The organism is Aurantiacibacter gangjinensis (assembly GCF_001886695.1).
GTDB classification, from domain to species: domain Bacteria; phylum Pseudomonadota; class Alphaproteobacteria; order Sphingomonadales; family Sphingomonadaceae; genus Alteraurantiacibacter; species Alteraurantiacibacter gangjinensis.
Genome location: NZ_CP018097.1, coordinates 1,021,056 through 1,042,711 on the forward strand (window position 1 = coordinate 1,021,056; position 21,656 = coordinate 1,042,711).

The following is a 21,656-nucleotide window of genomic DNA, read 5'->3' on the forward strand; positions in this document are numbered from 1 at the left end:
TGCGCTATCGCGCGCCGCGCCCCTTCCAGCCGGACACCGAATCCATGAAATCGACCGTTTCCCTCGGCGTGTTATTCGCCATCCTGGCAGCGCCCGCCTCCGCGCAAGAGGTGGACGCATCCGATGAAGCGGACAATACAATCATCGTGCTGGGCGAAGGACTGCCTGAAACGCCCGCCGCGCCAGCCTATTCGACCGTCACCATCGACCGCGACCAGATCGTCACCGTCGCGTCGGGCCGGCTGGAGGACGTTCTGGCGAATGTCGCGGGCTTCCAGCAGTTCCGTCGCTCGGACAGTCGCTCTGCCAACCCTTCCGCGCAGGGTGCGACGCTCAGGGCGCTGGGCGGCAATGCCACCAGCCGCGCGCTTGTGCTGCTCGATGGCGTGCCGCTGTCAGATCCGTTTTTCGGCTACATCCCCTTCAGCGCGGTCGACCCGTACCAGCTTTCCAGCATCCGCGTGACGCGCGGCGGCGGGTCCGGTCCGTTCGGGGCAGGCGCGCTGGCGGGCACGATCCGCATGGAAAGCGCCGACGCCGCGACGCTTGGCGGTGTGTCGGCATCCGCCCTGGTGAACGATCGCGGCGGTACGGAACTCTCCGCCACGCTCGCTCCCGAAATCGGCAATGGCTTTGCGGTGGTGGGCGGCCGATGGGACCGCGGGCAGGGCTTCTTCACCACGCGCGAGGAAGACCGCGTGCCCGCCACTGCGCGGGCCGGATACGACAGCTGGTACGTAAGCGGCCGCGTGGTCCAGCCGCTAGGCCGAGACCTGGAACTGCAAGCGCGCGCTGCTGCGTGGAATGACGAGCGTACGCTTCGCTTCGAGGAAGCAGACAATTCCATCGAAGGGCAGGATGTCTCGCTGCGCCTCGTTTCGCGCGGCGATTGGCAGGTGGATGCGCTGGCCTATGGCCAATGGCGCAATTTCACCAATGTCGTCATTTCCTCCACCCGCTTTACGCGCGTGCTGGACCAGAAGGATACACCCGCCAGCGGGCTGGGCGGCAGGCTCGAAATACGTCCTCCCGTCGGCGAGGATCATACGCTGCGGATCGGCGCGGATTATCGCCGCAGCGAGGGAGAGCTGTTCGAGGACAGCTTTTCCGCCTTCAGCGGCGCGCTGCGCGAAAACCGATTTGCCGGCGGGGTGACGAGCGATCTGGGCTTCTATGTCGAGAATGACTGGCAGGCGGGCGCGCTGACCCTGACAGGCGGCCTGCGCGCGGATCGCTACACGATTTCGGACGGGTTCTATCGCGCACTGGCGCCCGATGGCGCGGTCATCAGTGGTGACAGTTTCGCCGACCGCGCCGATTGGGAAGCGACCTGGCGCGCAGGCGCGCTGTTCGCGGCCAGCGATACGGTCACGCTACGCGCTGCGGCCTATTCCGGGTTCCGGCTGCCGACACTGAACGAACTCTACCGGCCATTTGTGGTCTTTCCGGTGGTGACGCAGGCCAATGCGTCGCTCGAGCCGGAGCGGCTGGAAGGCTTCGAGATCGGCGTGGACCTCGCACCCGCAGCGGGCGTAGCGGTGAGTGCCACCCTGTTCGATAACCGTGTCGAGGGCGCGATCGCCAATGTGACGCTGGAGCCGAACCTGCGCCAGCGCCGCAATCTCGATGCCATCGACGCACAGGGGCTGGAACTGGCGGCGGCTGTCGATCGCGGTCCTGTCAGCTTGAACGGCACCATGGTGCTGACCGACGCAGAGGTGGTCGGCACGGGCTTTGCCGCCCCGCTCGATGGCAATCGTCCGCCGCAGACGCCCGAATTCGCCGCTAGCGTGACGGCGGCTTACCGGATTGCCGCCGATGCGCAGATCAGCGCAACGCTCCGCCATGTCGGCGCGCAGTTCGAAGGCGATCGGGAAAACGATGTCCTGCCTGCCGCAACCACGCTCGACCTCTTCGGCGAAGCAAGGCTGATCGACCGATTGTCGCTAGTCGCGCGGGTAGAGAACCTGTTCGATGAGGAAATCGTCACCCGCAACCAGGGCGGCTCCATCGATATCGGCACACCGCGCACGATATGGCTTGGCGTTCGCTGGGGCTATTGATCGCTCGGCAAGCGAGCCGTTTTGAGGCAGCCTGCTATCCCTTGCCGCGCTGACCGGGAATGCGCGCCAGCTTCTTGTCCTTCTTCGAGCTTTTCCTGGCCTTCGCACCCGGTTCTCCGGCCTTTGCCGACCGCTTGAGCGCCTTCTTCTCGCTTTTCAGATCGAGCACAGCTTCCGCAAGGCGCCTCACCGAGGCCGCGCGCGGACGGAAATCGCGCGCAAGCACGCCCTTGGCGAGCGCCTTTAGCGAAAGCGCATCCTGATCGACCTCATCGTCGTTTTCGAAATCGGAATTGGACATCTTTACAAACCCTGTGCTGGCGCGGATTTGCTTTGCAAAGCCATCCGCCGCAAGCGCTTGCGCTGCGTGTCACAAAATCCTTCGCGGGTGAAGAGGCACAGCCCGCCTCAGGCTTCGACAATCGCCTCGCATCCCAGCCACGCGGCGAGTTTTGCAAGGTCGGTCTCAACCTGCTCGGACAGGAGCTGCGAGCGTCCCGGTTCGATCCAGAGGCGCAGCGTATCCCCCTCGCGTGTCAGCTTGCTGGAGAGAAGCGACACGCGCGAGCCCGCGCCAACGCGCCGGCACAGACGGAATGCAAGGCCCCATGCAGATGCCGCGTGCAGATCCTGCTCACTTGCCAGCGGCAGATGTGCCTCGACGATTTCGGGTTTGCCGTGCGCCCCGCGCAGTGCGGCGGCGATCATGACGCGGCCACGATGGTCCAGCCCCAGCCAGCGCTTGTCGAGCGCCCAGTCGACCGAATGTTTGAGGCGCATATTCGGCTCAAGCCGCCACTGGGCCATCCCCAGCATCGTCGCCGCCAACCGCAACCGTTCATTGCCCCGCCCCGAAGCGAGGCCGCGTGTAACATCCGACGTCCAGCCGGCGATGCGCGTCGCGTGGGTCTGCGGCCCGCCGCGCGGCTCGGTGAAATGGGCGACCGCCGTCAGCAGCGGATCGAGCTGCCCCGCAGGTTTCGACAGATCGCGATAGAGCAGCCCTTCGCGAATGCCCCAGGATGAAAACACCACGCCGTCCGGCCTCAGGGTTTCGAGCACCGGGCGCAGCATGGCCGCCGCATCGGGAAGGCCCGCCGCGCGGCTCTCGGTAATGCCGGCTATGTTCGATAGCGCCTCCGGATCGGCGTCTGTCAATTGTGCGGCGAACTGGTCGGCCTCCTCGACGGTGAGGCAGAAAGCATGCGGATCGGTGAGCGGGTAGCCGGTCTTGTGCATTGCGTAGGCTGCCAGCGCCCGCCATGTCCCGCCGACGAGGTAAAGCGGGCCGGGATGCGCCTCCGCCCAGTCGGCCGCCTGCAATTCCGCTCGCACTGCATCTTCGAACGCGTCGATGCCCTTGGCGCGCAGGGCCGGCAGGCGCAAAGTGCCGAGCGGCAGGCTCACGCCGTGGGAGCAGGCATTGTCGGCAATCGCCACAAGCTCGAGGCTGCCGCCGCCCATATCGGCCACCACGCCTTCCGTATTCGGAAATGCGCCGATCACGCCATGGGCGGAGGTGATCGCTTCCTGCTCGCCGGAAAGCACCTCGATATCGAGCCCGAGTTCGCGCACCATGGCGACGAACTCCTCCGCATTTTCCGCATCGCGCGCAGCGGCGGTCGCCACGGTGCGCACATCGCTGATCTCCAGATCCTTGAGGATGTATTTGAAGCGCCGAAGCCCGCGCATGGCGATATCGATCGCTTCCTGCGGGATGCGACCGGTCGTGGCGAGGTCGCGGCCCAAGCGCGCCGTCACCTTCTCGTTCAGCCAGATCGTGGGCGCGCGCGAGGGGGCGGAGTAGACGACGAGGCGCACCGTATTCGACCCGATATCGATCACGGCCCGCTCGGCGCGGTCGGCAGGGCGCGTGCGGGTGACCGAAAAGCCGGGCTTCAAGCGGAACCCTTCCGCAGCGTGAGATTGGGCACGCGGTCTTCCTTCAGCGCCTCTCCACGCCCCGAAAGCGACGGGTTGACCATGAAATAGCGGTGACAGTTGAAGCCCGCAGGCTCCTCTCCTTCGGCAATCTCCGCATCATCCGGCTCCACCCGCTCATACTCGCCGGTTTCGCCATCCAGCAGCCAGCTCTGCTCGGTATCGAGCAAATTGGCGAGCAGGACCTGCTCCAGAACCTGGTCCTGCACGGTGTCGTTATCGATCGGCACCAGCGTTTCCACCCGGCGATAGAGATTGCGGTCCATGGCATCGGCGCTGGAAATATAGACCTTGGCCTTGTCGCTCGGCAGCGCCTCTCCATTGCCGAACGCGTAGATGCGGCTGTGTTCGAGGAACCGGCCGATGATCGATTTGACCGTGATGTTGTCGGAAAGGCCCGGCACGCCGGGACGCAGGCAGCAAATGCCACGCACCACCAGTACGATCTGCACGCCCGCCTGACTCGCCTCGTAGAGCTTGTCGATCACGCGTTTCTCGGTGATCTGGTTCATCTTCATCCAGATGGTGGCGGGCTTGCCTTCGCGGGCAAAGGCGATCTCGGCATCGATCCGCTCAAGCAGCGTTTCCAGCAAGTTGAGCGGCGAGATGGCCAGCTTTTCCATCGCTTGCGGGGCGACATAGCCGGTGATGAAGTTGAATAGCTTCGCCGCATCGCGCCCGAAGGCCGGGTCGGCGGTGAAATAGCTGAGATCGGTGTAGATCTTCGTGGTGACGGGGTGATAATTGCCCGTGCCGAAATGGCAGTAGGTGCGATAGCCGCCATCCTCCTGGCGGGTGACCATGCTGATCTTTGCGTGGGTCTTCCAGTCCACGAAACCGTAGATCACCTGCACGCCCGCCCGCTCGAGCTCGGCGGCCCATTTGAGGTTCTGCTCCTCGTCGAACCGGGCTTTCAGCTCGACGACAGCGGTGACAGACTTGCCGTTCTCTGCGGCGCGGACCAGCGCATTGACGACGGGCGATTGCTGGCCGGCGCGATAGAGCGCCTGCTTTATCGAGACGACCGCCGGATCGTCCGCCGCCTGCCTCAGGAAGTCGACCACCACTTCGAAGCTTTCATAGGGGTGATGGACAACCATGTCCTTCTCGCGGATGGCGGCGAAGGCATCGCCATCATGCTCCATCACGCGTTCGGGGTAGCGCGGCGAGAAGGCGGTAAACTTCAGGTCCTGCCGATCTTCGCTGACCACCTCGGCGAGGCTGGTAATGCCGAGCATTCCCTCGGTCTTGGTGACGAAGGCCTGTTCCAGTTCCAGCTTGTCGCGCAGCAATTCCTCGCCCGCGGCATCGAAATCGGCATCGATTTCCAGCAGAATCACCTGCCCGCGACGACGCCGCTGGATCGCGCTGCGGAAATAGCGCACCAGATCTTCGGCCTCTTCCTCGATCTCGATATCGCTGTCGCGCAGCACGCGGAACACGCCGTCGCCCGATATGGCGAAACCGGGAAAGAGCAGCTCGGCATAACGCACCACAACGCGCTCGATAGCGACGTAAATCGCCTCTTCGCCCGGGATGCGGATGAAGCGCGGAAGGGCGCTGGGGATCAGCACCATTTCCACCAGCTCGCTGCCATCGGCCTCGCGCGTCAGGTTGAACAGCGCACCCAGGCCAAGATTGGCGACGAAGGGGAAGGGGTGCGCCGGATCGATCGCCTGCGGGGTGATGACCGGGATGATGTGATCGATGAAATACTGCCGCAGCCAAGCTTCGGCCTCACCCTCGATCCGGTCCTCACCCTTGATGTGGATTCCTTCAGCCTCCAGCAGCGGGCGCAGGTCGGTGAAAGTGGTCTGCTGCAATTCCTCAAGCTCGCGGAACTTCTCGGTAATCGCGGCAAGCTGCTGCTTTGGCGTGCGCCCGTCGATGGACATTTCGCCCACATCGCTGCGCACCTGGCCGACAAGGCCCGCGACGCGGATCATCATGAATTCGTCGAGATTGCTGCCGGCGATGGAGAGGAAGCGCAGCCGTTCAAGCAACGGATAGGAAGCGCGATTGGCTTCGGCCAGCACGCGCTCGTTAAAGGACAGCCAGCTCAGTTCGCGGTTGAAATACAGCTCGCCAGCAGGAAGGCTCTCATGCGGCAGGTTCGCATCAGGCAGCCCGTCCGCGTCCGAGACGTCATTGGCGGGGACTGTGCTCATGTGCTGGCCTGCTTCCTAGTGCTGCGCGCGCACCGTTTGGCGCGTATGGCTTTTCAGCGCAAGGTCCGCCGGTCAGTTCCAGGCTTCGACCAGTTCGCTTGCCTTCGCGATGGCCGCGATGCCGCGTTTGCCGTCAGAGCGTTTCAATTGGACAATCACGTCGATCACGCTGCCCGCATAGGCGATGGTGTCGGCGCGGCTAAGGCCGATGCCGGTCTGCATGACCATGAGCGACAATTGCTCCAACGCTCCGCGCAGCGAATTGGCATGCACGGTCGAGAAGCTGCCCGGGTGCCCGGTGTTGATAGCGCGCAGGAAGGATACGCTCTCCGCACCGCGCAATTCGCCAAGCACGATCCGGTCGGGCCGCAGGCGCAGGGCCGATTGCAGCAATTCGTTTGCAGTGACCTTCGCTTCGCCAAGTTCGCCCTTCACAGCGACGAGGCCGACGGCGTTCGCGCCGGGAAATTTCAGCTCCGGCGTATCTTCAACCAGCACGACGCGCTCATCGCGCGGAATCTCGCCCAGCATCGCGTTCAAGAAGGTGGTCTTGCCGGTACTGGTACCGCCGGAAATCAGGATCGTCTTCTTCGCCTGGATGGCGGCACGCAGGAAAGCGATAGGCTGCTGCACCGGATCGGGCATGTCGGCCTCGCTATCCTGTTTCAGCGGTCCGGAATCGTAAGCATCGAGCGGCAGGTCGAGGCGGCGATGGCGGCGGATGGCCATGGCCCAGTGCTTGCGCGTGGCCGGCGGCCCGCAAAACTGGATGCGCGCGCCGTCCGGCAGCGTCGCGCCCAGCAGCGGATGCTCGCGGTTGATGCCCTGGTGGCTGATGCGCGCGACCTGTTCGGCGAGGCGCTGCACCAGCTTGTCGTCGATTTCGGCAATCGCCACGCGCTGCATTCCGGGCGTCGCCGCATCCTCGATCCAGATTTCGCCCGGCTTGTTGACGAGGATTTCGGTGACCGTGTCGCGGTCCAGCCAGCGGCGGAACGGGGCGAGGTATGCGTCGAGATACACAGAGCCTGCCGGAAGCTGCGGCGCATCTTCCGGTGGCGGGGTCAGCGATGCTTCCTCGCCGCCAAGCTGGTGGATCTCGGCGCTCACAGCCTTAGCGGACCTGCGGAGCGCGGCTGAAATCGAGATGGCGTGCAGTATAGACGCGGATGGGTTCGCCCATGCCTACGCGAATGGTCGGCGGGCGCTGCCCGTCCTGCTGCAGGGCGGTATTCGCCGCGCTTTGCCCGCCGCCGAGGATGATGCCTGCACCGCCGCTGGCGACCGTGCTCAACCCGCCGATGACGGACAGCAGCATCGCCGAGCCGAAACGGCTGAAGAAGTGGTTGTCGACATCGCCTTCAAGGCCCGCCGTCCCGTCGAAACCGGTTGCCGGACTTTGCAATTGCACGGTCACACCATCGGGGCGGATCACGCTTTGCCAGATGACATAGGCGCGGCGTTGGCCCGCCTGCAGGCCGGACTGGTACTGCCCGACAAGGCGGCTGGAGCGCGGGATGAGCACGCGGCTGCCATCGTGGCTGCGCACATCCTGGCTGACGACCGCGCGCACGAAACCGGGCACATCGGTGTTGATCGCGGTCTCGAGGATCGCCGGGATCATCGTGCCCTGCGTCACCGTCGTGGTCGGGTTCACATTCTGCATGGCCACGGCAGGGCCGCCGCCCACGCCGCCAATGCGCGAGGCGAAGTCGCCCGCCGCGCCGCCACCGGGCACGACAGACCCTTCGGGCGCAATCGCGGCGGCAGCCTCGGCTGCAGCGGCATTGGCAGCCGCCGCAGACGGCGCCACGCCGCCATCGAAGACAAGCGTCGGCGAGGAATAGGGGTTCTGACCCGGCGCCGCGATAGACATCGTATCTGGCGCGCGTGCCAGCGCGGGCGCGGTGGTCGGCGCATCGACATTGACCGGAACACCGGCATTGGCGCTGGGCAGGCCATCGGTGGGCGACATGCCGACCGGTTGCGGAACGGGCGCCGGTACGGCTGCCACGGCATCGGCACTCGCTGCTTCTTCTGCCGAATCGCCCGCATTCAGGCCCCAGAGCGTCGCCGCGCCAAGCAGGGCAACGAATGCCACTCCGGCAGCAAGGCCCAGCGCGTCGCGGCTGCCATTGCGGTTGGCGACGGCAGGGTAGGAATTGCGACTGGCGAAGTCGATGACTTCGGTCGTCTCGCTATCGCGCGGATCGCCATCATTCGCGACCCCGCTTGATTTTTCGGGAAGACGCATTGCAAGTTTCATGTGCCTGTCTCCTTTATCCGTCGCTCTGCGATGTGCCGTCGGCATTGACCGCGCCCACGGGGCCCCGGTTGGTCAATAGCGCGACATCCTCGCCCGAACGCAGGATGATTTCGCTGGGCACCACATCCAGCACGATCACATCGCCGCGCACGGCGAAGTTGACCGGGCCTTCGGTACCCTGGTGATCTTTCACCAGTATGGCAGGCATTGGCTGTCCGGCGGGCCATTCCATGAAGGTGGCGCTGCCATCGTCATAGATGCGTTCCGGCCACAGGCCGCTGGTGCCGCTGCTCTCCCAATCGAAATTCAGCGAAGTGGGATCGACCACGGCATAGTCGTCATTGGCGGCGGCCAGTTCCAGCGCGTTCGGCCCTTCGGCATAAGCGGAAGCAAGCGCTGGGCCATCGTCTTCCTCCAGTGGTCGCAACTCCACCGGGTAAGTAAATGTCAGCACGTAAAGCGGAGTGCGATGGCTGGGGCTGGCGACGAGATCGAAGAGATAGGTGTGGCGATTGGTGACCACGGTCATGTTCGTCGTCGCGCGCGGTGCCAGCGGTTTGACGAACAGCAGGTTGGCGCGCCGGTTGGGGGTGATCTGCCAGCTCTGGCTGTCACCCACGGCGACGTTCTCGATAGCCTCGCCCTCACCGAAGCGGATGGTGGACTGCACGTTCGTGCGCCCCTCGATGCGCACCACCTCGCCCGGATCGTAAAGCCGTTCGACAAGGCGCGGGTCCTGCGCGGCGGCAGGGCCGGCAAGGGTGATCGAAGCCAAAAGGCCCGCGGCGACCAGTGCGCGGATCATGATGCGTTCTCCGTAGAGCGTTTGGGCGCGGACTTGAAGCGGCTCCCTATGCCGCGTGCGCGCGAAGTGGTGGACGAGCCTCCCTGGCCCGAAGTGGCAGTGCCACCCTGAATGATGCGTGTCTCGCGCGTCGTGCTGCCGCCGGTGTCGTTGGCTGCGACAGGCGCGGCTGCCGCCACGCGGATGTCGCGCGATCCGGCTGCCGACGCGGTTTGCGCGGCGCGATCCTGCGCGGTGGTGTTGGCGATGGTTTGCGTCGCAGGCGGGACCTGCTGGCCGCGACCCCCCATGTCGGCACCGCCTGCATCGGCTGCGGCATTGGGCGCGAAGCCGAAGACCGTCCAGCCGCTCACCATGGTGGTGGTGACCTTCAGCACCATGAACATCAGCGCCAGATGGACCGCGCCGATCATGAAAAACGCCATGGCAGGTCGCACATCGATCTCGCCATTCGATCCGGCAAGGCTGGAGAGAACGGGCACGGCCAGTTCCAGCATCAGCGAGCCACCCAGCACCGCGAAGAGCGGCGCCAGCGCCATCAGCACGACGCCTTTGAGCCAGCCCACAAACACACCGCGCGTCGGGTTGAACAGCGCCATCACGATGAAAATCGGACCGAGGCCCATCAGGATCGCCAGCGCGATCTTGCAGGTGGCAAGGATGCCAACCGTGCCCAGCAGCAGCATCGTGCCGCCGCTCCACAGCAGGCCCGGAGGCGAGAAGAGCGACGTGTCGTTCTCCATTGCCTCTCCGCCCGATGCTTCCATCAGCGAGAGCATGACGATATCGAGCTTGTCGGCGAAGACGATGGTGGCGGAACCATCCGTGCCCATCAGCACATTGGCGATCTCGTCCGGAGCGCCGACCGCGAGGTTCCAGAATACGGCCTGGAAGGCCACCCAGCTGGTTGCGAAGGTGATGACCAGCACCAGCGTCAGCATGCGCGGTGTGAGGCTGGAGAGGCCGAGGCGCAGGCGTCCGGTCAGCAGGCCGAAACCGAGGAAAGCGATCCACAGCGTCAGCAGGATGGTGAGCGCGGGACCAAAGGCGCCGTCGGCGGTAAACAGGCGGTTGAACGCAGCCTGCGCCATTTCGCTCGCCGCGCAGTCGACCGCGCGCAGCGAGGCGCCGATACCGGCACCCACATCCTGCATGGCAGCTGCACAGGCGGCGGAAGCGTTCGTCACTCTGCGGCCTCCCGGTTGAGGCCGTCGGCAGGCTCGCTGCCATCGGCTTCGGGCCAGGGGCGATTGGTGAGCGCGGGATACCACTGCGAGGGGTCGTCGCCCACGGCTTCACGCAGGAGGTCCAGCCGGCGCACGCTGCTTTCGCGACCCGACAGCACCGTCAGCACTTCGGGCGCGCCCGACAGGTCAAGCCGGACGACGACGCTGGCATCGGGCTGGCGCACGAGGAAGCAGCGACTATGCGCGGGCAGGCTCTTGATGAGCGAGAGCTCGTGCTCTGTCAGGCCGAAGCCTTCGCAATAATCCTCTGCGCGGGCGCGGGCATTGGGCATGAAGACCATGGTGGCCGTCTGCTCCACCAGCGCGGTGGATATCCGGCTATCGAGCGCATCGCGCGCACTTTGCGTGGCGAAACCGACCAGTGCGTTGCGTTTTCGCAGCGTCTTCAGCCAGTCGCGAATGCGCGCGGCGAAAACCTCGTCATCCAGCGCTTTCCAGCCCTCGTCGATCAGCACCATGGTGGGCTGGCCATCCAGCCGCTCGTCGATGCGATGGAAGAGATACATCATCACCGGCGTGCGCAGCTTGGGATTTTCCAGCAGCGCCGTCATGTCGAAGCCCATCACACGGGTCGAAAGGTCCAGCCGGTCGGTTTTGTTATCGAACAGCCAGCCATGCTCGCCATCGTCGATCCATGCCGAAAGACGGTCGGCCAGATCGCCGGCTTGCGGACGCCTGGCGCCACTCACCAGTTCCTTGAAATAGCGCAGGCGGCGCAGCGACGGATCGTTGGAATAGGCGGCATCGACAGCCGCTGCGATGGTCGCGCTTTCCTCCGGCCCGTCGGCTTGCAGCATCACGGAAAGCCAGTCGCGCAGGAAGCCGCGATTGGCGGGCGTATCGGGCAGGGCAAGCGGATTGAACCCGGTCGGCTCGCCCGAACGAATGCGGTCATAAGTGCCGCCGATACCGCGAATGAACAGTTCCGCGCCGCGATCCTTGTCGAACAGGATAGTGCGCGGCTTGAACTTCTGCGCCTGCGCGGCGAGGAAATTCATCACCACCGTCTTGCCCGAACCGCTCGGCCCGATGACCGAGAAATTGCCAAGATCGCCATGGTGGAAATTGAAGAAGAACGGCGTGGAGCTGGTCGTCTGCAGCAGCGTGACCGCCTCGCCCCAATGATTGCCCTCAGCCTGCCCCAGCGCCATGCCGTGAAGGCTGCCGAAGCTTGCCATGTTCGCGGTGGAAATCATCGCGCGGCGCACGAGATATTGCTCATTGCCCGGGAACTGGCCCCAGAAGGCAGGTTCGAGGTTGGTATCCTCGCGCACGGCGATCGCGCCGGTATCGGCAAGGCTGGCCGCCACGGCGGCGCTGGCATCGTCCAGACGCGGCAGGCTGCTTTCGCGCACCAACACGGTGAGGTGATGGTCGCCAAAGCCGACCGAGCCTGCGCCCAACTCGTCGCGCGCGGCCATCATGTCCGCCCGCTCTGCCTGCGCGTCTTCATCGGCGCTTTTCAGGCGGCGAATGGCAAGGTCGATCTTCTCGCGCGCGGTCTGGCGTTCCTGCGGGGCAAAGCTTTCGCACACGATCATCTCGTGCGGCATGCGCAACATGGCATCGAGGAGGCCCGGGCTGGTGGTGTCGGGATAATCCTTGAGGCTCAGGATCGCCGCGTAATCGGCCCCGCCGCTGCCGCGCATCTCCATCGCATCGAGGCCGAAGCTGGCGCGGCGATAGGGCAGCATATTGCCGACATCCACGTCCTCGTCCGGGCGGCGCACGGGGCGCATTTCGCCATTATAAATGGCCGATAGCAGCTCCAGCAGCTCGTTGTTCACCGCGCCCGTTGCCCCGGTGTAGTCGCCAAGCACCTGTGCATCATATTCGGTCAGGCCGGCAGCCAGCGCCTGCAAAGCGCCGCGCAGCGAACGCAGGTCCTTGGGGTCGACCCCGTCATCCTGCCTGCCGCGCCGCAGCTTCTTGCCGAGCTTTTCTGCCAGCCCCGCCTTGCCGCGCGCAGGGCGACGGATGAGCGTGATGAACTGGTCGTTCACGAAGAGAGAGCCGGAGGACAGTTTTTCCTGCCAGCGCCGATCGATATGCGCCGAAAGCGGGTCGTCGAAGCGGGCTTCCAGCTCAACGCTCACGCGGCGGCGGATCACATGGTGATAGAGGACGAAGCGCGCATCGAGGTTGGAGCGCAGCATGACCTCGCGCGTGGCGGCATGGGCGTTGAGCGCGTCTGTATCTTCGGTCTCGAACAGCAGGCCTGGCACTTGCAACGCGGCCATCAGCGACCCGTCGCGCAATTCGAGCACATCGGAATCGACCAGGCGCGCATAGGGCAGGCGATCACCCGCCTGCGCTTCCTTCGCGCTCCACGATGCCGGTCCGAGCCATTTTGTGCTCATGCGAAAATACTCCCTGCCACTCAGGCAGCGTAACTGTTGCAGCCCCAGCGGCTGTAATTCTTCACCCGCGGGCAGGTGCTGACCTTGGTGATCCAGAGGTCGAAAATGCGCGGCTCGCGCAGGCTGGCGAGATAGCCCACCGTATGCATCGCCAGTGCAATCGGCACGAACCACCAGCTTTTCAGGATCAGGAACGCGATGGTCGAAACCATCATGTTGATGATGAAGAAGTTCATCGTCACGCCGGCGAACATCTGCGGGCGGGTCAATGCGCGGTGCACGGGATAGCGGGTGAGTTGCATGGCGCCGGTCCTACCCTGCCGCGCCCTGAATGCCCGCCACGATGGAAGCGGCACCGAAGATGATGAAGCAGCCCAGGATCACCGTCGCGCCGAAACGCCAGTTCATCCGGCCGGTCAGCATCAGGAAGCCGACGGCGGCTACGGCCATAACGGCCACGGCCGTCGCCACGCTGCCCAGCAGCGTGTTCTGCATCCAGGTCAGCGCGTTGTTGATTGGGCCCGAGCCTGCCGGATCGGCGGCCTGCGCATGGGAGGCAGAGGGCACCATCAGCGCGGCAAGCGCCAGCAAGCGGAAATACAATGTCATAGTCAGTCGGAACTCCGGGAGTGGTCGGAAAGGCGGCCCATGATCGCAGCGACATAGGCCTGCGTTTCGCGGATTTCGGGGACCCGGCCCAGCCGCGCGACGCGGTTGGGGCCGGCATTATAGGCGGCCAGCGCCAGCTCCAGATCGCCATCGAAGCGATCGAGCTGGGCGCGCAAATACCGCGCGCCGCCTTCGAGATTGGCATAGGGATTGTCGGGATCGACGCCCAGGTCGCGCGCCGTGCCGGGCATCAGCTGGGCTAGTCCGCGCGCACCGGCTGGCGATATGGCATCGGCGCGCCAGCGGCTTTCCTGCCACACCAGCGCTTCGATCAGCGCGGGGCTGAGGTCATAATCCACGGCAAGCTGGGCGACATAGGCCGCATAGGCCTGCGGCACGGTGGATGCATGGGCCTGCGTGTCGCCAACGATCTCGACAGGGATGAGCACCTGCGTTTCTGCAGGAACATCGCCAAGCGGAACCGCCACGCCGTCGGCTGCGGGAACAGCGCCGGCAGAGGGGCCGGATACCCATTGCGCCTCGCCGGAAGGAGCGATCTGCAACACATCGGCCTGCGCGGCAGGCGCGCAGATGGCGGCCATGGCTATGGCCGCTGCAGACGTGGTGAAACGCAGAATCACTTACAAACCCTCCAGTCCAGCCCACATGCTTACATCAAGTGACACAGGCGTGACAAACGCGGCAATGCGCTGCCTGACGCAAAAAAGGCCCGGAAAAGCCGAGCCTTCCGGACTGTCTCGCTGTTTCGCTAGATGTCGGAAGCCGGACCGCCATTTAACCGGTCCGGCCTGACTATGAGGTTAATTTCGCGTTTCGAGCGACAAAAGCGCCAGCCGCGCGGCCTGTCGGGAATCGATCCAGTCGCCATTCGCAAGCTCCAGCTCGTAGCGCTCATTGCTGGCGATGGCGGCGCGGTAGGCTTCTTCCGCGCGGGCATATTCACCCGCGGCGGCATAGGCCGCGCCCAGATTGATCAGCAGGGCGGGATCGGACGGATTCTCCACGCGAGCCGCTTCGAGCAGCGCGATGGCGCTGGCCGCCTCTCCCGACGTCAGCTCTTCATACGCGACATCGCGCGTTTCGGCCTGCTGCTCCACCATCGTTTCGGTGGGGCTGATCTGGCCTGCCATAAGGGCCAGGGACACGGCGGTTGCAGCAAAAAACATCGGCACTCTCCTGATATCGTGAAGAGCATCATGCCGCCTGTACGACACCGCCGCAACAAAACTGTCATTTTGTCATAAAACTGAAATATCGACGCAGATCTGCGGCCTATGCCTGTGGAAAGTCTGCAAACTGTAACACAGCCAACAAACTGTCACCTGCCGCTTCTAGCAGGCCCCTCGCGACATGCTTTTCGCATCATCTGATTCTCGGTTTTATTGAGGGGACCGTTCGCCGTGACTAAACTTTCCCGTATACTGGTTCTTGGCTGCTCGCTCGTGGCGCTCGCTGCGTGTGGACCCGATGAGATTGCTTCGCCCGGTACCGGCGGCAACGTCATCATCAACAACCCGCCCGCTGCACCGACGCCGACACCCACGCCGACTTCCGGCACGGGTACGGTTACGCCGGCTGGCGGTTGCCCAACCATTGCCGATGCGCAGGGCCTTGCCGATGTCGGCACCGTCACCGGGCCAGAAGGCACGTGGCGCGTCTGCCAGCTGCCGCAGCGCCTGAACGTATCCTCCACCCTGCCGCGCTTCGACGGCCTGCTCTACCTGATCCAGGGCGAAACCAATATCGGCACCGATGGCGGCCCCGCAGCCGACGCTTCGGATGGGCTTACCGACACCAATGTCGAACTGACCATCGAACCCGGTGTGATCCTCTACTCAAGCGGCTCGGGCTTCCTGAACGTGACGCGCGGCAATTCCATCAATGCCAACGGCACCGAAGACCTGCCGATCATTTTCACCAGCCGTGACAACGTTGTCGGTTTCAACAACGACAACTCTTCCGGCCAGTGGGGCGGTGTGGTTCTTTCCGGCCGCGCACCCGTCACCGATTGTGTGGCCCCCGGCGCAACCCCGGGCTCCGTCGATTGCGAACGCCAGGTCGAAGGCGCGGTGACCCCGGCCTTCTTCGGCGGCAACGATCCGGACGACAGCTCGGGCTCGATGAGCTACGTGCAGATCCGCTATTCGGGCTTTGTCCTGTCGGGCGATAACGAGCTGCAGGCGCTGACCACGGGGGGCACCGGCCGCGGCACGGACCTTTCCTACATCCAGTCGATCAACAGCTCGGATGACGGTGTCGAATTCTTCGGCGGCTTCGTCGACATTTCGCACCTCATCGTGGCCGGCGCCGAAGACGATTCGCTCGACACTGATACGGGTGTGAAGGCGAACATGCAGTATGTGATCGCCGCCCAGCGCGCAGCTGCTGGTGACACGATCATCGAAGCCGACTCCAATAACGGCCTCGAAGACCAGACTCCGCGCCAAAACACGCAGATCAGCAACTTCACCTTTATCCAGCGGCGCGACAGCGACCAGGTCATCCGTATTCGCGGTGGCACGGACTATGCGCTGACCAACGGTGTGGTGATCGACGCATCACCGTCCGGCACGCCCTGTGTCCGTATCGACCTCGACGAAACGGTGCGCGCTGCAAATGCCGGTCTCGACGATGTCGGCCCGCCGCGCTTTGAGTCGGTTGCGCTCGACTGCACGACCAATTTCCGCGGTGGCAGCGGCGGTATCACCGATGCGCAGGCCGAAGCGATCTTCGATGCCGGTACCGGCAACAACAAGGCATACACCAACACCATCCAGAACGGCTACCTGAACGGCGCGAACGAAGATGGCTACACGCCGATCTTCGATCCGACCGCGCTGTCCAGCTTCTTCGACACGACGAGCTTCATTGGCGCCGTCTCCTCGAACGACGACTGGACCCAGGGCTGGACCTGCGACAGCGTAGCCGTGAGCTTCGGCAACAATACCGGCGATTGCACCGACATCCCGGTCTTCAACTGACAACGCTGGCGGGGCGGGGTTTTCCTTCGGGAAGAGCCACGCCCCGCCATGTCTTCTTCACGGATCCGAGGGGGTCCGTTTCCCGATTCTCGGGGCACGATATGACAAGGATCAGGCGATCATGAACACTGGCAAGCAGCTGGCGGGGCTGCTCCTGCTCACCACCGCTCTCACCTTTCCCGGCATCGCCGCGGCGCAGGATACAGGCGATAGCGATCCGACCGTTCGGGACTTGCCTGAACCGCAATCGGATGATCCGGTCGATCCGGGTGACGACGAGCCGGACCAGCCTGACATTTCCATCCCCGGCGGCGACATCATCGTTACCGGCCGCATCAACCGCAATCCGGAGCGCAGCGCGACGCAGGTCGTGAACGTGCTCTCGACCGAACAGATCGCGCGAACAGGCGAGGGCGACATTGCAGGGGCGCTGAGCCGCGTAACCGGCCTCTCCGTTCAGGGCGACGGCTTCGTCTTCGTGCGCGGCCTTGGCGATCGCTATTCGCTGGCGCTGCTGAACGGCCTGCCGCTGCCCTCGCCGCAGCCGCTCAGCCGCGTGGTGCCGCTGGACATCTTTCCGACAAACGTGGTCGCATCCAGCCTCGTGCAGAAGACCTATTCGGCCAATTTCCCGGGCGAATTTGGCGGCGGCGTGATCAACCTTACCACCCGCGCCATTCCCGATGAGAGCTTTATCGAGATCAGTGCCGGCGTCAGCGCCAACACCGAAACGACCTTCCATAACGGCCTTGCCTATTACGGCTCCGACTTTGACTGGTTCGGCTTCGACGATGGCACGCGCGACGCGCCACCCGCGCTGCAGACCTTCTTCGATAGCGGCCTGCGCATGAGCGACGTGCCGCAGGATGCATCGCGCAATTTCAACGATGCGCCGATCACGCAGGAAGCCATTGCCCAGCAGCTGGGCAATCCCAACCTGATCCTGTTGCAGAAGATCGGCGACATCCCGGCAAACTGGTCCGCCGGGCTGACCGCCGGTACATCGACCGATATCTTTTCCGACGGTCGCCTTGGCGTGGTGCTGACCGGTTCGATCAGCAATAGCTGGCGCACACGCGACATCACCTCGCAGACCATCCTTGCCGATTTCTCCCTGGATTCGGATTTCAACGACCTCGTCACCGACAATTCCGTGCTGGTGAACGGCCTTCTGGGCATTGGCCTTGAAGTGGCAGACCACCGCTTCCGCTGGACCAATGTGTTCATCCGCGACACGTCGAAATTCGCGCGCCTTTCGCAGGGCGAGGATTTCCAGGACGATGACAGCATCCAGCAGCAGCAAACCGCATGGTTCGAGCGGCAGCTGATAAATTCGCAGCTGGTGGCAGAGCTGGAATTCGGCGATCTGGGCATCGACCTGCGCGGCGGCTACGCCCGCACCGATCGCGAAGCGCCGTTTGAATACACCTTCACCTATGTGCGCGACAACGCACAGGGCGAATTCAGCGATTCCTTTATCAACGTGCTCGACCGGCAGACCGGTGACGCCGCCGTCGTCTTCTCCGACCTGCAGGAAGAGCTGTATGCCGGCGGCGTGGATGTGAGCTACCCGATCTTTGACAGCTTGGTCGCTACGGTCGGCTATGCCTACAGCGATACGGAACGCTATTCGGAGCGCCGCGAGTTCCTGTTCAACGCGCCCACCAGCTTTCCCGATGCCATCGGCAATCTGCGCCCCGACCTGCTGCTGGGCGATGCGATCATCGATTTCTACGATATCGGTCTTATCGAAAGCACGCAGAGCGATCCGGCCTTCGAAGCCGGGCTGACGGTGCATGCCGGCTACGGCAAGATCAATTGGGAGCCGATATTCGGCGTGCAGCTGGACGTCGGCGTGCGTTACGAAGATGCGGTGCAGACGGTCGATCCGGTGAACGTGTTCGCCACGCCGCTCAATTCGACCAGCTCCACGAATCTGGAGAACGATTACTGGCTGCCCGCAGCCACGCTGACCGTCGAGCCGATCGAGGATCTGCAATTGCGCGCGCATGCCTCGCGCACTTTGGCCCGCCCGCAATTCCGCGAGCTGATTTTCCAGACCTATTTCGACCCGGAAACCAACCGCCAGTTCAACGGCAACCCGTTCCTCGTCGATAGCGAGCTGACCAATTACGAACTGCGCGCCGAATATTACTTCGGCGGGCAGAATTCGGTCTCGCTCGCCGGTTTTTACAAGCAGATCGAAGACCCGATCGAGGCGTTTTCCAGCTTCTCCGACAATGCGCAGCTCACCAGCTTCGCCAATGCGCCGGAAGCAACGCTGTGGGGTATCGAGGCAGACCTGCAATATACGTTCGATCTTGTGGGCCTCGGCGGCTTCTTCTCCACAAAGGACCTGCTGCTGATCGGCAATTACACCTACACCGATTCCGAAATCACGGTGGGGCCGGACGATATCACGCGCCTTTTCCCGGGCGGCGATACGCCCGCATCCAACCTGTTCCAGGATGGTGTGCCGCTTACAGGGCAATCCGATCATTTGGCGAACTTCCAAGTGACGCTGGAAGATATCGACCAGCTGCAGCAGATCACGTTCCTGCTGGCCTATGCCAGCGAGCGGGTGACCAGCCGCGGCACATCCGGCCTTCCCGACATCGTGGAAGATCCGGGTATCACTTTCGATATCGTCGCGCGGCAGGGCTTCGAGCTTGGCGGCACGGAAATGGAATTCAAGCTGGAAGCGCGCAATATCTTCGGCCAGCGCAACGAGGAATTCCAGACCGACGGCGTCAACCGCGCGGAGATCAACACTTTCGATCGCGGCACCGAACTGGCGGCATCGATTTCGGTCACGTTCTGATTGGCGAGCATACCGAAGAGTGGCTTCTCACTTCCGGGTGAAGGGCCGCTTTTCTATTTTCAGCAGTAGGAATTCTCAGGCGAGGTCGAGCACGTATCCGCGGCCATGCACGGTGCGCAAAATGTCACCCGCGCCCGCGCCGCGCAGCCCTTGTCGCAGGCGCTTGATCCACACATCCACGGTCCGTAGATATTCGGGATCGCCCTCCTTGCCCAGCGCATCCACCAGTTCCTGCCGCGAGAATACGCGATTGGCATTCTCGGCAAGGAAGCGCAGCACGCGAAACTCGTTGGGTCGCAGGGCAATCAGTTGGTCCTGCCAGCGCGCCTGCTCTCCCGCGATATTGATCGTCAGATCGCCGCGCTGCACCACCGGGACGGGTGAGGAAGCGCCACCTTGCGCGAAGCGCGCCAGCACGCGGTCGAGCATGGTCTGCCTGTCGAGCGGGCCAACCGCATAATCGTCCGCCCCGGCTTTCAGGGCGCGGCGGCGATCATCGATGTCGTCTTCTTCCAGCACCATGGTGATGTGCGCATCGCTGGTGCGAGGGTCGGTGCGGAGGCGCCGTACCATTTCAAGGCCCGACAGATCCGGCATGACCCAATCGACGAAGGCCCAGGCCTTGCCGTCGATCAGCGCGCGCGGGCCATCGGGATGCAGCGGGCGGAAGCAGAACACGGCTTCGCCTTGCGTGAAATCGTCGAACGATGCCGCCCGTGCATCGCTGGAAAAAATGTTGACGCGATCCATCGATACGCCCCTGAATAGTCAGGCCATTCGATGCCGCCGTTCCATGACCGTGGCATGACAGGGCGCAGGATTTTCCGCGCTTTTCTACATGGTGGGCGCCGGGCAGTATTTTGCCAGGAAATCGCCATGAGCGGGCATGTGCTGGACAAGGAAGCGGATCGACTTCTCGATCTCGTCCAGCTCTGCCTTTGTCGCGGCCTTGTCGAGCGTTTCGGCCATGGCGTTGTGGCCCTGCATGGAAATACCCTGCCCCATCATCACGGCCGCCCAGCTGGTCTCGGTAAACAGCTCGTCCTCCTCGCGGAAGATCTGCCCGGTCTCGCGGAACAGTGCCATCTTCTCGGTCAAGCTGTCGGGCACGGACATGTTGCGGCAGTAATTCCAGAACTCGGAATCGTCCCGCCGCGTGGCGTGGTAATGCAGGATCAGGAAATCGCGGATTTTCTCGTATTCCTTGCGCGTCAGGCGGTTGAACGTGTCGCGCTGCGCATCGGTGGGGCCGTCGAGCGAGAGCACGGCGATCAGCTTCGTAAGGCCCGTATTGATGAGGTGGATGGAGGTCGATTCCAGCGGCTCCATAAAACCGGCGGCAAGGCCCAGCGCCACGACATTGCGGTTCCAGAACTTCTTGCGCCTGCCGGTTACGAAACGGAGATGGTTCGGATCTGCCGTCGGTTTGCCGGCGAGGTTGGCCACCAGGATATCGGTCGCCTCGTCCGCCGACATATAGGCATCGCAATAGACATGCCCGTTGCCGTTGCGATGCTGTAGCGGCACCTGCCATTGCCAGCCGGCGGAATGCGCCGTGGCCTTTGTAAAGGGCGGTGGCGGGCTGCCATCGTCGCGATTGCAGGGCAGGGCGACCGCGCGGTTGCAGGGCAGCCAATGCGTCCATTCCTCATAGCCGGTTTGCAGAGCCTGCTCGATCAGCAGCCCGCGAAAGCCGGAACAATCTACGAAGAAATCGCCATCGAGCTGCGTCCCGTCATCGATCGTCACGCCGGTCACATCGCCGCTCTCGCCATCCAGCTTGACGTCTTCGATGCGCCCTTCCTTGCGCACCACGCCGCGGCCTTCGGCATATCGGCGCAGGAAGACGGCATAACGGCCCGCGTCGAGATGGTAGGCGTAATTGATGGGCGGCAAGTCCTCGCGCTGCATCTCCTGCGTGCGCGCAAACTTGCCGAAATAGGCGGCCATCGTTTCGGCATTGAAGACCTGGATCGGGCGATTGTCGCCTGCCTGCTGCATGAAGTGCCAGACATGGTGGAACGACATATTGCCCAGCTCGTAGCCGTAATTGCCGAAGGGGTGGATGTAGCTGTCGCCCAGCGCGCCCCAATTGGCGAACTGGATGCCCAGCTTGAAAGAGCCTTGCGAGGCAGCGAGCATTTCGCGCTCGTCGATCTCCAGCAATTGGTTGAAATCGACGAAAGGCGGGATGGTCGCCTCGCCCACGCCGACCGTGCCGATCGCTTCGGATTCGACGAGAGTTATCGAAAGCTCGCGGTTCTTTTTCAGGCGCGACAGCGCTGCGGCCGCCATCCAGCCGGCCGTGCCACCACCCACGATTACGATGCGATCGATTGCCATAAAGCCTCACCCGGAATGCGATTGCGCCTCG

At 63.7% G+C, this 21,656-nt stretch carries 17 protein-coding genes; 3 read left to right on the forward strand and 14 right to left on the reverse strand.

The features are described 5' to 3' along the window. Positions 1 to 44 precede the first annotated feature (44 nt). A complete protein-coding gene (locus BMF35_RS05065) occupies positions 45 to 2,063 on the forward strand; it encodes a TonB-dependent receptor (protein ID WP_047007642.1) in 2,019 nt (672 codons plus the stop codon). Between the two features lie 34 nt (positions 2,064 to 2,097). On the opposite strand, the gene BMF35_RS05070 is transcribed toward BMF35_RS05065, so the two are convergent. The 12 genes from BMF35_RS05070 to BMF35_RS05125 form a co-directional block, all read right to left on the reverse strand. Beyond that, the gene (locus tag BMF35_RS05070; protein ID WP_047007172.1) at positions 2,098 to 2,364 is read right to left on the reverse strand and encodes a hypothetical protein; all 267 of its coding nucleotides are present in this window, start codon (positions 2,362 to 2,364) and stop codon (positions 2,098 to 2,100) included. Between the two features lie 107 nt (positions 2,365 to 2,471). Continuing rightward, a complete protein-coding gene (locus BMF35_RS05075) occupies positions 2,472 to 3,965 on the reverse strand; it encodes a Ppx/GppA family phosphatase (RefSeq protein ID WP_047007173.1) in 1,494 nt (497 codons plus the stop codon). Next, positions 3,962 to 6,172 (reverse strand): RNA degradosome polyphosphate kinase, encoded by a 2,211-nt coding sequence (locus BMF35_RS05080; RefSeq protein ID WP_047007174.1) that lies wholly within the window; start codon positions 6,170 to 6,172, stop codon positions 3,962 to 3,964. The genes BMF35_RS05075 and BMF35_RS05080 overlap by 4 nt, the downstream gene beginning before the upstream one ends. Positions 6,173 to 6,244: 72 nt before the next feature. After that, positions 6,245 to 7,240: a P-type DNA transfer ATPase VirB11 gene (gene virB11, locus BMF35_RS05085; RefSeq protein ID WP_236781587.1), complete on the reverse strand. Its 996-nt coding sequence runs from the start codon at positions 7,238 to 7,240 to the stop codon at positions 6,245 to 6,247. A gap of 46 nt (positions 7,241 to 7,286) precedes the next feature. Next, the gene (locus tag BMF35_RS05090) at positions 7,287 to 8,438 is read right to left on the reverse strand and encodes a TrbI/VirB10 family protein (RefSeq protein ID WP_236781564.1); all 1,152 of its coding nucleotides are present in this window, start codon (positions 8,436 to 8,438) and stop codon (positions 7,287 to 7,289) included. Positions 8,439 to 8,451: 13 nt separating this feature from the next. Continuing rightward, positions 8,452 to 9,243: a TrbG/VirB9 family P-type conjugative transfer protein gene (locus BMF35_RS05095; protein WP_047007176.1), complete on the reverse strand. Its 792-nt coding sequence runs from the start codon at positions 9,241 to 9,243 to the stop codon at positions 8,452 to 8,454. Next, the gene (locus BMF35_RS05100; protein ID WP_236781565.1) at positions 9,240 to 10,430 is read right to left on the reverse strand and encodes a TrbL/VirB6 family protein; all 1,191 of its coding nucleotides are present in this window, start codon (positions 10,428 to 10,430) and stop codon (positions 9,240 to 9,242) included. Before BMF35_RS05100 ends, BMF35_RS05095 begins: the two co-directional genes overlap by 4 nt. After that, a complete protein-coding gene (locus BMF35_RS05105) occupies positions 10,427 to 12,850 on the reverse strand; it encodes a VirB4 family type IV secretion/conjugal transfer ATPase (RefSeq protein ID WP_047007177.1) in 2,424 nt (807 codons plus the stop codon). Before BMF35_RS05105 ends, BMF35_RS05100 begins: the two co-directional genes overlap by 4 nt. 20 nt (positions 12,851 to 12,870) lie before the next feature. After that, a complete protein-coding gene (locus BMF35_RS05110; protein ID WP_047007178.1) occupies positions 12,871 to 13,152 on the reverse strand; it encodes a VirB3 family type IV secretion system protein in 282 nt (93 codons plus the stop codon). A gap of 10 nt (positions 13,153 to 13,162) precedes the next feature. Then, complete coding sequence (locus tag BMF35_RS05115; protein WP_047007179.1) at positions 13,163 to 13,459, reverse strand: TrbC/VirB2 family type IV secretion system protein; 297 nt, start codon at positions 13,457 to 13,459, stop codon at positions 13,163 to 13,165. Between the two features lie 2 nt (positions 13,460 to 13,461). Then, positions 13,462 to 14,100, reverse strand: a complete 639-nt coding sequence (locus BMF35_RS05120; RefSeq protein WP_418202103.1) for a lytic transglycosylase domain-containing protein — start codon at positions 14,098 to 14,100, stop codon at positions 13,462 to 13,464. 180 nt (positions 14,101 to 14,280) lie between these two features. Beyond that, on the reverse strand, positions 14,281 to 14,646 hold the full coding sequence (locus BMF35_RS05125) for a tetratricopeptide repeat protein (RefSeq protein WP_047007181.1): 366 nt from the start codon (positions 14,644 to 14,646) through the stop codon (positions 14,281 to 14,283). Between the two features lie 234 nt (positions 14,647 to 14,880). Here BMF35_RS05125 and BMF35_RS05130 point away from each other — a divergent pair, with 234 nt between their 5' ends. Together BMF35_RS05130 and BMF35_RS05135 are read left to right on the forward strand one after the other, a co-directional pair. After that, positions 14,881 to 16,461 carry a hypothetical protein gene (locus tag BMF35_RS05130; RefSeq protein ID WP_047007182.1) on the forward strand — a complete coding sequence of 527 codons (1,581 nt, stop codon included), beginning with the start codon at positions 14,881 to 14,883 and terminating at the stop codon, positions 16,459 to 16,461. Positions 16,462 to 16,582: 121 nt separating this feature from the next. Then, positions 16,583 to 19,282 (forward strand): TonB-dependent receptor domain-containing protein, encoded by a 2,700-nt coding sequence (locus tag BMF35_RS05135; protein WP_047007183.1) that lies wholly within the window; start codon positions 16,583 to 16,585, stop codon positions 19,280 to 19,282. A gap of 75 nt (positions 19,283 to 19,357) precedes the next feature. Here BMF35_RS05135 and BMF35_RS05140 read toward each other — a convergent pair whose 3' ends face one another. Both BMF35_RS05140 and BMF35_RS05145 read right to left on the reverse strand, forming a co-directional pair. Next, a complete protein-coding gene (locus BMF35_RS05140) occupies positions 19,358 to 20,032 on the reverse strand; it encodes a response regulator transcription factor (protein WP_047007184.1) in 675 nt (224 codons plus the stop codon). 84 nt (positions 20,033 to 20,116) lie between these two features. Then, positions 20,117 to 21,625, reverse strand: a complete 1,509-nt coding sequence (locus BMF35_RS05145) for a tryptophan halogenase family protein (protein WP_047007185.1) — start codon at positions 21,623 to 21,625, stop codon at positions 20,117 to 20,119. Positions 21,626 to 21,656 lie beyond the last annotated feature (31 nt).